The sequence below is a fragment of the Sphingobium xanthum genome (assembly GCF_019737615.1).
GTDB classification, from domain to species: domain Bacteria; phylum Pseudomonadota; class Alphaproteobacteria; order Sphingomonadales; family Sphingomonadaceae; genus Sphingobium; species Sphingobium xanthum.
The window spans coordinates 88,846-103,153 of record NZ_JAHKKS010000011.1 but is presented as its reverse complement, the minus strand read 5'-3'; the positions used below and the strand labels follow the sequence as shown (position 1 = coordinate 103,153).

Here is a 14,308-nt window from a genome sequence, read left to right as displayed (position 1 = left end):
ACCAGAAAGGCACGAGCCATGAAGACCCCCGCTTTCCCCCGAACCGCGCTGATCGCCGTCGCGGCCGCCTCGCTCCCTCTCGCCGCCTGCGTCGGCGGAGACGAGGGGCCGGGCTACGCCTCGGACCGCGGCGATTATGTGCTGACCAGCAACGACACCGTCTATCGCGACAATGACGGCCGCTATTACTGCCAGAAGCCGGACGGCACCAAGGGCCTCATCATCGGCGGCCTCGCGGGCGGCGTGCTGGGCAACATCATCGCGCCCAATGGCAGCAAGACGCTCGGCACGATCATCGGCGCAGCGGGCGGAGCGATCGCCGGCCGGGCCATCGAGCGCGGCGAGGTGCGCTGCCGCTGAGCGTCACGTCCGCCGGATGCGACAAACCGTTGCGATCCGGCGGAACCGCGCGCCTCGCCGCACGTTGGGAGAACGAACACTCGGCTGGATCGACATTTGGTTCAGGCCGAGGCGAAAATGGTGGTTTCGTGCGACCCGGAGCGCAGCGTACTTACGGTACGTGAGCACCGGAAGCACGCGGAACCACCATTTGCAGGCCGGCATGGGCCAAATGGCGGTCCAGCCGAAAGGAGGCAGAAATGCTCAGGACTTTTCTGGTCGGCGCCGTCGCCGCTTTCGTCGGCAACCGGCTCATCAAGGCGAATGCCGAAGGCAGGCTGGATGGCCTCAAGGCCCAGGTGAAGGATGGCGCGGACCGGCTCCGCAAGCGCCTCTCCGAGCATCAGGATGCGCTGATCACGCCCGCGCCTGCCGCGGCCCGATCGCTCCCTCCGCCGCCGCAGGCCAGCCGCCGCGCCCGCAAGAGCGCCGACCCGTTCGAGGTGTCGAAGCCGGCCAAGGCGCACCCCTGGCCGGTCGATCCCAAGGCCATGCCCAGCGAGGGCTGAGCGCGGCCGGCACGCGCGGCTCGCCCCTATCTGCGCTCGATCAGCTGCCCGAGGCCATGGCCCCGGCCGTTCTCCAATTCGTTCGCTTCCAGCGCGTCGCGGATCCGGCAGATCTCGTCGTCGGTCAGATGCTCGATCCCGATATACTCGTTGCGCGCATTCTCGACCGCGCGGATCAGCTCGTCGAGCTTCACCTGCATCGCGCTCGCGTCGCGGTTCTGCGCGTTCTGAATGAGGAAGACCATCAGGAACGTGACGATCGTCGTGCCCGTGTTGATGACCAGCTGCCAGGTGTCCGACCAGCCGAAGACCGGCCCGCTCACCACCCAGATGACGATGATCATCACCGCGAGGATGAACGTCAGCGGCTGCCCCGCCCATGTCGCCATGCAGCTCGAAATGCTGCTGAAGATGCGGTCCATATGTCTCCCTCGGCTCGTGGGCCCTGATCGCGCGGGGATGCGCCGCGCGGCGGGGCAGGTCAATCCGCACGGCCATTCTGGCGCCGTTCATCGAGCGGCGCTATAGCGCGCGCCATGCCCATCCTGCCCCGCGCCGCCCACGTTCTGAGCTTCGCGCTCGCCCTCGCCCTGCTCTCCGCCTGCGCCACGCCCGAGGCGCAGCTGCGCACCGGTCTCGTCAATGCCGGCCTCAGCAAGCCGATGGCGACCTGCATGGCTCGGCCCATGGCGCAGGAGCTGAGCCTCAACCAGCTGCTCAAGCTGCGCTCGCTCTCGAAGCTGCCCGAGACCGACCTGCGCAAGACCAGCTACGAGCAGTTCCTGCGCCGCATCCGCGCGCTGCAGGATCCCGAGATCATGAAGGTCACCGCCTCGGCCGCTCTGGGCTGCGCGCTCGGCTGATTTTGCAACTTCGCAGAACCGTTCCGCGCCGCGCTGCGCTATGGGCGCGGCCATCATAGTCATGCTCTCTGCTTGAAAGGCTCAGCCCAGCCATGAACATTCACGAATATCAGGCCAAGGAACTGCTCGCGAAGTTCGGCGCGCCCGTCCCTGCCGGCCACGCCGCGCTGACCGTCGCCGAGGCCGTCGAAGCCGCGAAGAAGCTGCCCGGGCCGCTCTATGTCGTGAAGGCGCAGATCCATGCCGGCGGCCGTGGCAAGGGCAAGTTCAAGGAGCTCGGCCCCGATGCGAAGGGCGGCGTCCGCCTCGCCAGGACGCTCGAGGAAGTCGAGGCTGCCGCGAAGGACATGCTCGGCAACACGCTGGTGACGATCCAGACCGGCCCCGCCGGCAAGCAGGTGAACCGCCTCTATGTGACCGATGGCGTTGACATCGAAAAAGAATTCTACCTCGCCCTCCTCGTCGATCGCGCCACCGGCCGCATCGCCATCGTCGCCTCGACCGAAGGCGGCATGGACATCGAGACGGTCGCGCATGACACGCCCGAGAAAATCCACACCATCACCGTCGATCCCGCGACCGGTATCCAGCCGCATCATGGCCGCCGTGTCGCTGCCGCGCTCGGCCTCTCGGGCGATCTCGCCAAGCAGGCCGCCAAGGTAACCGGCGCGCTCTACAAGGCGTTTCTCGGCACCGATGCCAGCCAGATCGAGATCAATCCGCTCGCCATCGCCGGCGGCCAGATCCAGGTGCTGGACGCCAAGGTCGGCTTCGACGGCAATGCCCTGTTCCGTCACCCGGACCTCATGGAACTGCGCGACGAGACCGAGGAAGACCCGGCCGAGCTGGAAGCGAGCAAGTATGACCTCGCCTACATCAAGCTCGACGGCGACATCGGCTGCATGGTCAACGGCGCCGGCCTCGCCATGGCGACGATGGACATCATCAAGCTCAATGGCATGTTCCCGGCCAACTTCCTCGACGTCGGTGGCGGCGCCTCGAAGGAGAAGGTGACGGCGGCGTTCAAGATCATCCTGTCGGATCCGGCAGTGAAGGGCATCCTCGTCAACATCTTCGGCGGCATCATGCGCTGTGACATCATTGCCGAGGGCATCGTCGCGGCCGCCAAGGAAGTGAACCTCGCGGTTCCCCTCGTCGTCCGTCTCGAAGGCACGAACGTCCAGCAGGGCAAGGACATCCTCGCCAGCTCCGGCCTCGCCATCGTACCGGCCGACGATCTCGGCGATGCCGCCAAGAAGATCGTGGCAGAGGTCAAGAAGGTCGGTTGATGACCGGCCCGGCAGAGGGCCGCTGTCGCTGCGGCAAGCTGCGTTTCCGGGTGACCGGAGCACCCTTGTTCACTGCAGCCTGCCACTGCCGGGGTTGCCAGCGCATGTCGGCGAGCGCTTTCTCGCTGACGAGTTGCTATCTCTCGGCCGCATTCGAGGTGATCGAGGGCGCGGCGGTGATCGGCGGCTTGCACGGCGCACCCAAGCATCATTTCTGCAGCTACTGCATGAGCTGGGTCTATACTCGCCCGGAAGGAATGGCGGAAATCGTCAATGTTCGCACTACGCTGCTGGACACCCCGCCATGCGAGCCGCCGTTTCTGGAAACCTACACGAGCGAAGCCTTGCCTTGGGCCAGGACCGGTGCCACCCACAGCTTCGAGACGTTTCCGCCGATGGAACGCTTCCAGCCATTGATGGCGGAATATGCCCAGCGGCATTTCAATTGACGTTGACGTGAACGTCAATTAGCAACGCGCCCGATCTAGAAGGAGAGCGCCATGAAAGTCCTGGTCCCCGTGAAGCGGGTGCTCGACTATAATCTCAAGCCGCGCGTGAAGGCGGACGGGTCGGGTGTCGACCTCGCCAACGTCAAGCTCAGCATGAACCCGTTCGACGAGATCGCGGTCGAGGAAGCCATTCGCCTCAAGGAAAAGGGCGTCGCGTCCGAAGTGATCGCCGTGTCCGTTGGCGAAGCCAAGTCGCAGGAGACGCTGCGCACCGCGCTCGCCATGGGCGCCGATCGCGCGATCCTGGTGACGCATGACGGCGTCGCAGAGCCGCTCGCGGTGGCCAAGCTGCTGAAGGCCATTGCCGACGAGGAACAGCCGGGGCTGGTGATCCTCGGCAAGCAGGCGATCGACGACGACAGCAACCAGACGGGCCAGATGCTCGCTGCCCTGCTCGGCTGGGCACAGGGCACGTTCGCGTCGAAGGTCGAAGTCGCCGGCGAGACCGTCAATGTGACGCGCGAAGTCGATGGCGGCTTGGAGACGGTCGCGCTGAAGCTCCCCGCGATCGTCACGACGGACTTGCGCCTCAACGAGCCCCGTTATGCCTCCCTGCCCAACATCATGAAGGCGAAGACCAAGCCGCTCGCGAACAAGACGCCCGGCGACTATGGCGTCGACATGACCCCGCGCCACACGACGCTCAACGTCACCGAGCCGCCCAAGCGGCAGGCGGGCATCAAGGTCGCCAGCGTCGATGAGCTGGTCGCGAAACTCAAGGCGCTGGGAGTGGCCGCATGAAGACGCTGGTTCTGGTCGAGCATGACAATGCGAGCGTCAAGGATGCGACACTCCACACCGTGACCGCCGCCGCCAGGCTGGGCGAAGTGCATCTCCTCGTCGCCGGCAAGGGCTGCGCGGGAGCCGCAGCCGAGGCTGCGAAAATCGCCGGCGTCGCCAAGGTGCATGTCGCGGACGATGCGAGCCTGGAGCATCAGCTGCCGGAGAATGTCGCACCGCTGATCGTTGGCCTTATGGCCGATCACGACGCCTTCCTCGCGCCCGCCACGACGAACGGCAAGAACATCGCGCCGCGCGTCGCCGCTTTGCTCGATGTCATGCAGATCTCGGACATCATCGGCGTCGAGGGGCCGGACAGCTTCATCCGACCGATCTATGCGGGCAATGCCATCGCCAAGGTGCAGACCAGCGACAAGAAGCTGGTCATCACCGTGCGCGGCACCGCGTTCGACAAGGCAGCGGCCGAGGGCGGCTCCGCAGCGGTCGAAGCCGTCGGCGGCAGCAATGACGCCGGCATCGCGAGCTTCGTCTCCGCTGAGATCGCGGCCTCCGAGCGTCCCGAGCTCACCAGCGCGCGCGTCATCGTCTCGGGCGGGCGCGGCGTGGGCAGCGGCGAGAATTACCACAAGATCATCGATCCGCTGGCCGACAAGCTCGGCGCCGCCACCGGCGCCAGCCGCGCGGCGGTCGACGCGGGTTTCGTCCCCAACGACTATCAGGTCGGCCAGACCGGCAAGATCGTCGCGCCGGACGTCTATATCGCGGTCGGCATCTCCGGCGCGATCCAGCATCTCGCCGGCATGAAGGACAGCAAGACCATCATCGCCATCAACAAGGACGAGGACGCGCCGATCTTCCAGGTCGCCGATATCGGCCTGGTCGGTGATCTGTTCAGCATCGTCCCGGAGCTGACCGAAAAGCTCTGACACGCACGATCTCTCGCCGGAGGGCAAGGCCCATGCAGTATACGCGACTTGGCAAGACCGGCCTTCAGGTCTCGCGCCTGTGCCTTGGCTGCATGACCTTCGGCGAGCCGCTGCGCGGGCCGCATGAGTGGACGCTCGACGAGGAGAAGACGCGGCCGATCCTCGTCAAGGCGATCGAGAGCGGCATCAATTTCTTCGACACGGCCAACATGTATTCGGACGGCTCGTCCGAGGAGATCGTCGGCAAGCTGCTGCAGGAGCTGGCGCCGCGCGACGAGCTGGTGATCGCCACCAAGGTCTATGGCCGCATGCGCCCCGGTCCCAATGGCGCCGGGCTCAGCCGCAAGGCGATCCTGCACGAGATCGACCAGAGCCTGAAGCGGCTCGGCACCGACTATGTGGACCTCTACCAGATCCACCGTCTGGACCGCGAAACGCCGATGGAGGAAATACTCGAGGCGCTGCACGATGTCGTGAAGGCCGGCAAGGCGCGCTACATCGGCGCGTCCTCGCTCTACGCGTGGGAATTCGCGACCATGCTGCACCTCGCCGACAAGCATGGCTGGACGCGCTTCGTCTCGATGCAGAATTATGTGAACCTCATCTACCGCGAGGAGGAACGCGAGATGCTGCCGCTCTGCGCGGCCGAGGGGATCGGCGTGATGCCCTGGAGCCCGCTGGCGCGCGGCAAGCTCACGCGCGACTGGGACGAGACGACCTTCCGCTCGGAGAACGATGCGTTCGGCAAGATGCTCTATGGCAATGCAGGCGAAGCCGACCGCGCCGTGGTCGAGGCGGTGGCCGCCGTCGCCGCCGAGCGCGGCGTGCCTCGCGCGCAGGTCGCCATGGCCTGGCTGCTCGGCAAGTCGGCGATCACGTCACCAATTATCGGCGCGTCCAAGGCGAGCCACCTCGACGATGCGGTGGCGGCGTTGGATCTCGAATTGACGGCCGACGAGATCGCGCGACTTGAGGCGCCTTATGTGCCGCACCCGGTGACGGGCATCAGCTAGCGCATAGTCGCCCCTCAATAGCCCAGCCGCACCGCACGCTCATAAGCCCGCCCGAACGGCTTCAGCGCCTGCCACACCAGCAGGATCGTGATCGGCCCGAGCAGTGCCGAGCAGAGCGCCAGCGAATATTTGAGATCCTGCGGGTCACCGAACAGATAGTCGGTAAACAAGGCCACGATCAGCGGGCCGACGGCCAGCGAGATGACGTGCGTGCTGAACTGGTAGATCGAGCTCACCGTCGCGCGCATGCGGTTGGGCGTGATGATCTGCATCGAACCGACGCCCGGCCCGGTGCCGATAGAGGACAGGAACATGCCGACCCCGCTGAACGCCAGCACCAGCCAGGGATTGGGCATCAGCGGCGTGATGATCGCGATCGGCACGGCGGCGATCAGCGCATAGAAGACGATGCGCAGATTGGCGTCGGGCGTGCCGCGATTCATCCACCATTCGGAGATCTTGCCGCCGGTAATGAGCGCAATGGGCGAGATGATCATCGTCATGGTGCCCACGATGATGCCGACTTCGGCCAGCGACCAGCCGAACTCGCGATAATAGAGCGTCGGCATCCACTGACTGGCGCCGATACCCATCAGCATCTTCATGCAGAGACCGCCGATGATGCCGAGATAGACGCGCCAATTGTCGCCCATGAAGCTCGCGACTTCGCGCACCGGCACGACCCTGGTCTCGCCCTTGATCGAACCGCGACGGCCCGGCTCCTTGGTGGTGAGCACGACCAGCGCCCAGATGAGACCTGGCGCGCCGACGATCACGAACGCCCATTGCCAGGGTCGCATATGCCCGCCACCCGGCAGCGAGACCTGCGGCAGATGCTCGACGAAGGCCAGCACGGTGCCGCCGAGGAACAAGGCAAGGCCGCTGCCGACAGTCGCGCCGATGGCGAGCGTACCCGTGCCGAAGGCGACCTTCTCGCGCGGGAAGCTGTCGGCCATGATCGACCAGGTCGCGGGGCCATAGCCCGACTCCCCCGCGCCGATGCCGAAGCGCGCGAGCATCATCTGGAAATAGCTCTGCGCGACACCGCACAGGCACGTCGCGATACTCCAGAAAGCGATGCACATCGCCACCAGATTGCGCCGGTTGCCACGATCGGCATAGCGCGCGAGCGGAATGCCCGCGAAGGCATAGGGCAGCGCGAAGGCGGCACCCAGCAGCAGCGCGGCCTGCGTGTCGTTGATTCCGAAATCCGCTTTCACCGGCTCGATCATCAGGCCGAGGATCTGGCGGTCGAGCACGGTGAACATCACGACGATCGTCAGCACGAACAGCGAATAATAAGCGGAGCGCCGGCTCGGCAGCACATAATCCTCGACCGGCGGCTTGCCGTCACACGTCATGTCGATCGTGCCCGCCATGTGTCTCCTTTCGGCGCCATCGGCGCGATCACAATTCGAGCATCTGCCGCGCCTCGGCTGGTGTGGCCGGTTCCGCGCCGAAAATATCCAGCTGCTTCACCGCCAGTTCCACGAGCTGGGCATTGTCGCGGACCAGCTCGCCGCGGCGAATATAGACATTGTCCTCCATGCCGACGCGCACCTGCCCACCCAGCAGATAGGAGGCAGCGAGGATCGGAAATTCCATGCGGCTGATGCCGAAGGCGGACCAGATCGCGTTCGAGGGCACCAGCGACTTCATATAGGCCAGCGTCTCGACCGAGGCGTCGCAGCCCCATTTGACCCCGCAGACGATCTGGAAGAACGGCTTGCCCGGCAGCACGCCTTCCTCGATCAGCGCTTTGGCGATGTGGATGTCGCCGCTGTCGAACACTTCCAGCTCCGGCTTCACGCCCGCCGCGACGATCACTTCCGCCATCTTACGGACATTGCCCGGCGTGTTGACGACGATCTGGCCGTTGCTGCTGTTCATCGTGTTGAAGTCGAGCGAGCAGATGTCGGGCTTGAGCGCCGCGATATGCTCGACGCGCTTGAGCGGATGCGCCAAGGTCGTGTTCGGCCCGGCGAGACGCGGCTCGTCCTCGGACGGCACGAACCGCCCGCCTTCGCCGGTCGTCAGGTTGATCAGCACGTCGCTGCCCGAATCCCGGATGCGGTCGACCACTTCCTTGTAGAGATCGAGCCGCATCGATCCGCGCGCCGTTTCCGGATCGCGCACATGGATATGCGCGATCGCCGCGCCCGCCTTTGCCGCGCCGATCGCCGCCTCGGCAATCTGCCGGGGAGTCACGGGAATTCCCGGATGCTGCTCGGGCCTGGTCTGATTGCCGGTTACCGCGCAGGATATGATCGTCTTGCCAGTCATAGCCAGTGGTCCTCCCCAATGTGCAAGCATGCCGACCACTGTCCGTCGAACTTATGGTCGATCCGTCCCGCCGGCTTGCTCATACCGGAAATATGACGGATGCTATTTGGTATTGTCGAATCAACTTTCGGTAGCTCGAAACTCATCAGAACGGCCGGCGCCCGGCCGCCCATTCGATGCCGCGCTGGATCAACGTCTTGTAGACCGGCATGTCCCATGGCCCGCGATGATCCGGCTGATCCGGATATTCCGGGCGCGGCTTGTCATAGGGCCGGTTGGCATGGCCGAGCGCGAGATAGAGAATGCCGCCATCGCCGACCTTGCGCTTGTACATCATCGGCCGGTCCTCGACCTCGAATGTCATGTTGCCGAAGGCCTCGCCGCCCCAGCGGGTGTGCAGCAGCGTCTCGATGTCGCCGGTCACATTCTCCATGCAATAGAGTTCGTCATCGACGTCGAAGCTCTCAATGTCTTCGAGCAACGGATCGGTCGGCTTCGTCACATTGACATGGAAGGTCTGATAGGGCGGGTGCGAGAGAAAGCGCGTGCCGAGGATCTTCGGCAGCACCTGGTTTCCCGCCACCGAATTGGTCGAGTGCAGCGCGAACCAGCGCCCGCCCCGCTCCAGATAGCGCCGCAGCGCAGCGCTCGCCCTATCCGAGACGAGGATCTGCGAGGTGTAGGTGACGAGCATGTCGCACCCCAGGATCGCCGCGCTGTCCTCATAGTCGTTGTAGCAATCCGCCTTGATCCCATAGGCATCGTACATCGCCTGGTTCAGCCGGATGCGGAAGAAATCATAGTCGTGATTGCGGTTCGGGCTGCCGGTGATGAGATTGGCGATCAGCGGTCTGGACATGCGGTCCCCTCCTGACTGAGCGAAACCCGGCATCGCACCGAGAGAGGCTGCGGCCGATACCAGCGAAAGGCAGGCATCCCGGCGATCGAGCGTGAACAGCCCGCGCCTCACTGCATCCCCGTGCTCCTGCGAAGGCAGGAGCCCAAGACTCAACGGCAGTACCTGGCCGCCCTGGGCTCCTGCCTTCGCAGGAGCACCAGGTCGTCGAGCCTCAGCCAACCCGCGCGAACTTCTGGATCTGGTGATTGGTGGTCTCCTCCATCGGCATGCGCTTGGTGCGACCGCCGAAGGTACCGGAAACCTCGCTCACATACAGGTTGCCGCGACTGTCGATCGCCACGCCATGCGGCGCGATGAAATTGCCCGGCGCCGAACGGTTCGCGCTGTCGTCGCCCCAGCGGGCGAGAACCTTGCCATCCGGGCGATAGACGCTGACGCGGCCCGGCTGGTCATTATCCTTGGGACCGTAGCGGAACGAGATCTGGCCCGGCTCGACCGGACGCCACAGCTCGGTCACGTAGATGAGGCCATCCTTGTCCACGGCGGCATGGGTTGGCCGCAGCACGTCGGTCCACTCGTAGAGGAACTTGCCGCTGCGGCTGAAGAACTGCAGGCGATCGTTCTCGCGGTCACAGACGATAACATTCTCGTCATTGTCGAGCGCGATGCCGTGCGGCAGATGAAACTGGCCGGGGCCCGTGCCGACGCCGCCCCAGCTGTTGAGCAGCTTCCCGTCCTTGTCGAAATGGTGGATGCGCGCATTGCCGTAACCGTCGCATACGAAGAGGTCGCCATTGGCCGCGACCGCCGTGTTGCAGACGCCGTTAAACGGGCCGGCATCGCGCACGACCGTCTCGTTATGGCCGAATTCATAGGGGCCGCGATGCGAGAGATAACCCGTGTCCGACTTGACGCCCGGCGTGCCGAGCATCTGCTTCTGGTTGCCCTCGAGGTCGAACACGCGGATCACGTGATCGGCATTGTCGGTGCAGTAGCAATTGTCATGGCGAATGGTGATGCCGTGGGCATTGTTGAAGACGCCATCGCCCCATTTGTCGATATATTTGCCGTCCTCATGATAGACCATGACGCGGTCGCCGCGGCGGGTGTGGAGATAGACGCGGTCCTGGGAATCGCAGGCGACGGCGGCCACGTCCTCGTGGGAAAATTCATCGCCGACCGGGCATTTTTCCCAGTCCGGAACCAGCTCGAAACGCACCGACTCGATCGCCATCACATCCTCCCGTTTCCATATTTGCCCCTGCCTCGGAAATCGCGAGGAGCGCGTCATCCAGGACAGTTGCATGCAGGGACGGAACGCGCAGTCCCGCACCGGCACTCTCTCATGCCTAGCGCGGCATGTCCTTTCTAGATGCGGTGCGGATCGAAAACCCGCCATCGCGGACGCGCTCAGAAGCTGTAGCTCACGAACATTCCGCACACCGATCCCGAACGTCCACGTGATCGTAAAGCGAATATTATATTAGCCTATAATTCTATTTGCCGCCGCCGATAAAAGGTGCAAGAGCCAAGCGGCACTGCGCGAAGACGCAAAGATGATGGGGAGGACAAACATGGCCGATCTCGAAACCCGCGCGGTGATTGAGGCGATCACCGGCGCATGGCGCACACGGGCCATCTATGAAGGCGTGCGCACCGGCCTGCTTGATGCGCTGGGCGACACGCCGGCCTCCTCCGCCGCGCTCGCCGCCCCGCTCGGCCTCGACGCGCCCACCGTGCTGCGCATCCTGCGCGCCCTCGCCGTGCTGAACCTGTGCGAACAGGTCGCCGCCGATGCCTTCGTGGCAACGCCCGCCGGCCGCGTGCTGCGTAGCGACGCGCCGAACGGCCTGCGCGGCATGGCCATGCTCTGGGGCGACCGCATCTGGCGCTCGCTCGAAACGCTGGGCGACACGCTGCGCACCGGCGAGCCGGGCTGGGGCAATGGCAATTTCGGCGCGATCCACGGTGATCCCGCCGCATCGGACGTGTTCAACCGCGCCATGGCCGAGCAGTCCGTGCCGATCGCGCGCGCCCTCGTCACGGCCTGCGACTTCACATCGTTCCGCACGGTCGCGGATATCGGCGGCGGCTATGGCGCCGTGCTGATCGAAGTGCTGCGCGCCTATCCGCATCTCACCGGATTCGTGCAGGATCTGGCCCTCATCAGTGCCGGGGCAGAGCGCTATCTGGCGGAGGGCGGCGTCGCCGATCGCGCGGAATTCCGCGGCGGCGACTTCTTCGGCGACGTCGCGCGCGGCGCCGATTGCTTGATACTCAAGTATATCCTCCACGACTGGCCAGACGACGACTGCCCCCGCATCCTCGCCCGTTGCCGCGAAGCGCTCGCGCCCGGCGCGACGCTCATCGTCCTCGAGCGCATCCTGCCCGAGCGCGTCGACGCCGGCGACGAACCGGTCGTGCGCACCGATCTCGTCATGATGCCGATCAGCGGCAAGGAACGCACCGAAGCCGAATTTCGCAGCATGCTCGCCGCCAGCGGCTTCACGGTCTGGGCGGTCAAGCCGCTGGTCGATGGCTGCTGGGCGATAGAGGCCAAGTCGGTTTGATCCCTGCCTTTCGTCATTTCCACGTTTGCGGGAATGACGGAGAACGAAACGGCGCAACAAGCACCCCCGCCCCAACACGAATGCGCATTTACATCCGCGCCCGCAGCAGCTTACTCTCCCCCACAAGGCCGGACGCCACAGAGCGGACCGGTTCCCTGTGGAGGGGCTGACATGCAGTACGCCGTCTGGTTCGTGCGTCTTGTCTTCGTGGCGTGGATGGTTCCCGCCGGCCTCAATCATTTCGTCCCGCTCTTCCCGCAGCCGCTCGGCAACCAGCCGCTCAGCCGCGAACTCTTCCTCGCCCTGATCGACAGTCGCCTGTTCACCCTGGTGAAGGCGGTCGAGTTGTTCGCCGGGCTGTGCGCACTCACCGGCTTCTATGTACCGCTCGCCCTGCTCATGTGCATGCCGGTCGCTGTCTGCGTCTGGTACTGGGACGTGCCGCTGCAAGGCTGGGACTCACTCTCGGCCATCTATGGCTGGGCGGTGCTCGGCTTCACCTGCCTCATGTGCCTCACCTACATCCGCAGCTATCTGCCGATGCTGGCCCCGCTCGCCAGGCCGCGTTCGCTCGGCTCCTCGCAGACGCCGCTCGTCGGCCATATCGTCCTCGCCGCGCGGATCATCTTCGGTGCCTGGCTGCTGGCCAACGGCATCAGCCATTTCGTGACGCCCTTGCTCGCCATGCCCGCCGGGCATATGCCGCTCGCCGTCCAGCTCATGACCGCGCTGCACAACAGTGACCTGATCGACGTCGTGATGGCGATCCAGCTCGTCACCGGCGCGTTGATCCTCGCCGGCCTGTTCCTGCCGCTCGCGCTGTGCGTGGTGATGCCGATCTCGGTCTGCGCCGCCTACTGGTCCGTGATCCTCGAGCGCGAGCCGCTCGGCGCGCTGCTCGGCCTTGCCGCCGTTGGTCTCAACGCGCTGCTGATGGTCGCCTGCCTCGAGCATTATCGCGGCGTGCTCGTGCGCCGCCCGCTGGCACTCGGCGAAACGGAGGCACGCGCATGAGATATGAGAGCCTGTTCGTCGACGCCGGCGGCCGCACCTCGCGCGGCCCGTTCATCGGCGCGCTGATCCCGCTGCTGCTGGCGGGCGCCTTCTATCATCTCTGGGTCTTCGGAAAGCCGGGCCAGTTCGCCGGGCTGGTGCTGTTCTTCCCGGCCTTCGTCCTGCATGCCCGCCGCCTGCACGACATGGGCCGCTCCGCCTGGCCGCTTGCCTTGCCCGTCGCCGCGGTCGCGGCGGCGGCGTGGTTCCATATCCTGAGGCCGGAAGAAGCCGCGGTAGGCCGTCCGGCCATCTATGCCGCGATCGCGCTCTGCGCAGTCTTCACGCTCTGGGGTCTGATCGGCGCGGGAGAGTCAGGGGCCAATCGCTACGGCGAGCCTGTGGGCTGACTGCCGTCAGCGACTTGCCCCGCCGCAATCAGGGAACGCTCGCGACCCCCTCGGCCTGCTCCGGATAAGTCCGTAATATCGCTTTGGCCAGATCGGCGGAGATCGCCCTGTCCTGTCCTGCCGCGCGGACCGTCAAAGCCGCGCCGTGCCAGATGACAGCATCCTCACCGCGCTTCTTGATGCGGATTTCAAGGCGGGTCTGCTGCAGCGGGACCGTCCGGACCTTGGCGGTGGGCAGCATGACGGTCACGCCACCACCGACCTGTGAGGAAGAGCCGCCGGGCGCAATCTCCGACCCCGCAACCGACACCTTGGCGGTCGTCGTGCCGACGTCCGTGCGTGTGAGGCTGAGTTCGGCGACGAAACGAGCGTGCCCGGGCCCCTTGATCGTCGTGAAGCCCTTCTCGGCGAGCGTGCTGTCAACGTCATCGACGAACGTCGACAGGGACGCGCGAAGCGAGGGATCGATCGGCATTGGGTCGACGGAGATGGTTCCAAGCGTCTGAGCGTCCGCCGCACGCGCAAGCCCGAGTGCGCCTGCAAACAGGAGCAAAGCCGCTGCCGCCGAATTGCCGAGCCATTTCCGCATGTCTTTTCCCATTCTCTCAGGAACTGCGCGCACCTCCCGAAACAGTCAGCCCCTAGTTCGCCGCCCCACCGCCCTGCTTAACCAGCCAAAGCTTGCCGGGCGCATCCACTTGGATGCTGGCGAGCGCTTCCGCATAGTTGGCCTGTTCGACTTCCGGCAGACCCGTGAGGTCTTGATTGACCACCGCCACGGAGATGTCACTGGCATAGAGCCGATTGAAGAGCAGGTCATAGAACCAATCCCACCCTGAAATGCCACTCTCCCCCAGAAATACCGTGTCGGTAAAACGCGCGAACAGTTGCTCCTTGGTACGCACGGATCCATCCACCACCACCGTATATTGCTCCACGGTGCA

18 protein-coding genes are annotated in these 14,308 nt (G+C 65.1%); 11 read left to right on the top strand and 7 right to left on the bottom strand.

The window, feature by feature from the left end:
* Window positions 1–18 precede the first annotated feature (18 nt).
* Both KM135_RS16665 and KM135_RS16660 read left to right on the top strand, forming a co-directional pair.
* The gene (locus KM135_RS16665) at window positions 19–360 is read left to right on the top strand and encodes a glycine zipper 2TM domain-containing protein (protein ID WP_221715165.1); all 342 of its coding nucleotides are present in this window, start codon (window positions 19–21) and stop codon (window positions 358–360) included.
* A gap of 239 nt (window positions 361–599) precedes the next feature.
* A complete protein-coding gene (locus tag KM135_RS16660; RefSeq protein ID WP_221715164.1) occupies window positions 600–908 on the top strand; it encodes a hypothetical protein in 309 nt (102 codons plus the stop codon).
* Window positions 909–934: 26 nt separating this feature from the next.
* Here the strand turns inward: KM135_RS16660 and KM135_RS16655 are convergent, their stop codons facing one another.
* Window positions 935–1,330 (bottom strand): low affinity iron permease family protein, encoded by a 396-nt coding sequence (locus tag KM135_RS16655; protein WP_221715163.1) that lies wholly within the window; start codon window positions 1,328–1,330, stop codon window positions 935–937.
* 114 nt (window positions 1,331–1,444) lie between these two features.
* Here KM135_RS16655 and KM135_RS16650 point away from each other — a divergent pair, with 114 nt between their 5' ends.
* From KM135_RS16650 to KM135_RS16625, 6 genes are all read left to right on the top strand, one after another.
* Entirely contained in the window at window positions 1,445–1,771 is a 327-nt protein-coding gene (locus KM135_RS16650; protein ID WP_221715162.1) for a hypothetical protein, read from the top strand.
* Window positions 1,772–1,863: 92 nt separating this feature from the next.
* Window positions 1,864–3,060, top strand: coding sequence for an ADP-forming succinate--CoA ligase subunit beta (sucC, locus tag KM135_RS16645; RefSeq protein WP_221715161.1), 1,197 nt, complete (start codon window positions 1,864–1,866; stop codon window positions 3,058–3,060).
* Window positions 3,060–3,509: a GFA family protein gene (locus tag KM135_RS16640; RefSeq protein WP_221715160.1), complete on the top strand. Its 450-nt coding sequence runs from the start codon at window positions 3,060–3,062 to the stop codon at window positions 3,507–3,509. The genes sucC and KM135_RS16640 overlap by 1 nt, the downstream gene beginning before the upstream one ends.
* 51 nt (window positions 3,510–3,560) lie before the next feature.
* Window positions 3,561–4,310 carry an electron transfer flavoprotein subunit beta/FixA family protein gene (locus KM135_RS16635; RefSeq protein ID WP_221715159.1) on the top strand — a complete coding sequence of 250 codons (750 nt, stop codon included), beginning with the start codon at window positions 3,561–3,563 and terminating at the stop codon, window positions 4,308–4,310.
* On the top strand, window positions 4,307–5,236 hold the full coding sequence (locus KM135_RS16630) for an electron transfer flavoprotein subunit alpha/FixB family protein (protein ID WP_221715158.1): 930 nt from the start codon (window positions 4,307–4,309) through the stop codon (window positions 5,234–5,236). The genes KM135_RS16635 and KM135_RS16630 overlap by 4 nt, the downstream gene beginning before the upstream one ends.
* A 32-nt stretch (window positions 5,237–5,268) precedes the next feature.
* A complete protein-coding gene (locus KM135_RS16625) occupies window positions 5,269–6,249 on the top strand; it encodes an aldo/keto reductase (protein WP_221715157.1) in 981 nt (326 codons plus the stop codon).
* Between the two features lie 14 nt (window positions 6,250–6,263).
* Here KM135_RS16625 and KM135_RS16620 read toward each other — a convergent pair whose 3' ends face one another.
* From KM135_RS16620 to KM135_RS16605, 4 genes are all read right to left on the bottom strand, one after another.
* Window positions 6,264–7,628, bottom strand: coding sequence for a spinster family MFS transporter (locus KM135_RS16620; protein WP_221715156.1), 1,365 nt, complete (start codon window positions 7,626–7,628; stop codon window positions 6,264–6,266).
* 28 nt (window positions 7,629–7,656) lie between these two features.
* Window positions 7,657–8,532: a beta-keto acid cleavage family enzyme gene (locus KM135_RS16615; RefSeq protein ID WP_221715155.1), complete on the bottom strand. Its 876-nt coding sequence runs from the start codon at window positions 8,530–8,532 to the stop codon at window positions 7,657–7,659.
* Window positions 8,533–8,677: 145 nt separating this feature from the next.
* Window positions 8,678–9,391, bottom strand: a complete 714-nt coding sequence (locus tag KM135_RS16610; RefSeq protein ID WP_221715154.1) for a ThuA domain-containing protein — start codon at window positions 9,389–9,391, stop codon at window positions 8,678–8,680.
* Window positions 9,392–9,602: 211 nt separating this feature from the next.
* Window positions 9,603–10,625, bottom strand: coding sequence for a peptidyl-alpha-hydroxyglycine alpha-amidating lyase family protein (locus KM135_RS16605; protein ID WP_221715153.1), 1,023 nt, complete (start codon window positions 10,623–10,625; stop codon window positions 9,603–9,605).
* 340 nt (window positions 10,626–10,965) lie between these two features.
* Between KM135_RS16605 and KM135_RS16600 the strand changes: the two genes are divergently transcribed.
* The 3 genes from KM135_RS16600 to KM135_RS16590 all read left to right on the top strand — a co-directional run bounded on the left by KM135_RS16600 (window position 10,966) and on the right by KM135_RS16590 (window position 13,364).
* Complete coding sequence (locus KM135_RS16600) at window positions 10,966–11,961, top strand: methyltransferase (protein ID WP_221715152.1); 996 nt, start codon at window positions 10,966–10,968, stop codon at window positions 11,959–11,961.
* Between the two features lie 171 nt (window positions 11,962–12,132).
* Complete coding sequence (locus KM135_RS16595) at window positions 12,133–12,975, top strand: hypothetical protein (RefSeq protein ID WP_221715151.1); 843 nt, start codon at window positions 12,133–12,135, stop codon at window positions 12,973–12,975.
* Window positions 12,972–13,364, top strand: a complete 393-nt coding sequence (locus KM135_RS16590; RefSeq protein WP_221715150.1) for a DUF805 domain-containing protein — start codon at window positions 12,972–12,974, stop codon at window positions 13,362–13,364. Before KM135_RS16595 ends, KM135_RS16590 begins: the two co-directional genes overlap by 4 nt.
* A gap of 28 nt (window positions 13,365–13,392) precedes the next feature.
* On the opposite strand, the gene KM135_RS16585 is transcribed toward KM135_RS16590, so the two are convergent.
* Window positions 13,393–13,839 carry a hypothetical protein gene (locus KM135_RS16585; protein ID WP_221715149.1) on the bottom strand — a complete coding sequence of 149 codons (447 nt, stop codon included), beginning with the start codon at window positions 13,837–13,839 and terminating at the stop codon, window positions 13,393–13,395.
* Between the two features lie 166 nt (window positions 13,840–14,005).
* Window positions 14,006–14,302 carry a hypothetical protein gene (locus KM135_RS16580; protein ID WP_221715148.1) on the bottom strand — a complete coding sequence of 99 codons (297 nt, stop codon included), beginning with the start codon at window positions 14,300–14,302 and terminating at the stop codon, window positions 14,006–14,008.
* Window positions 14,303–14,308: the final 6 nt, after the last annotated feature.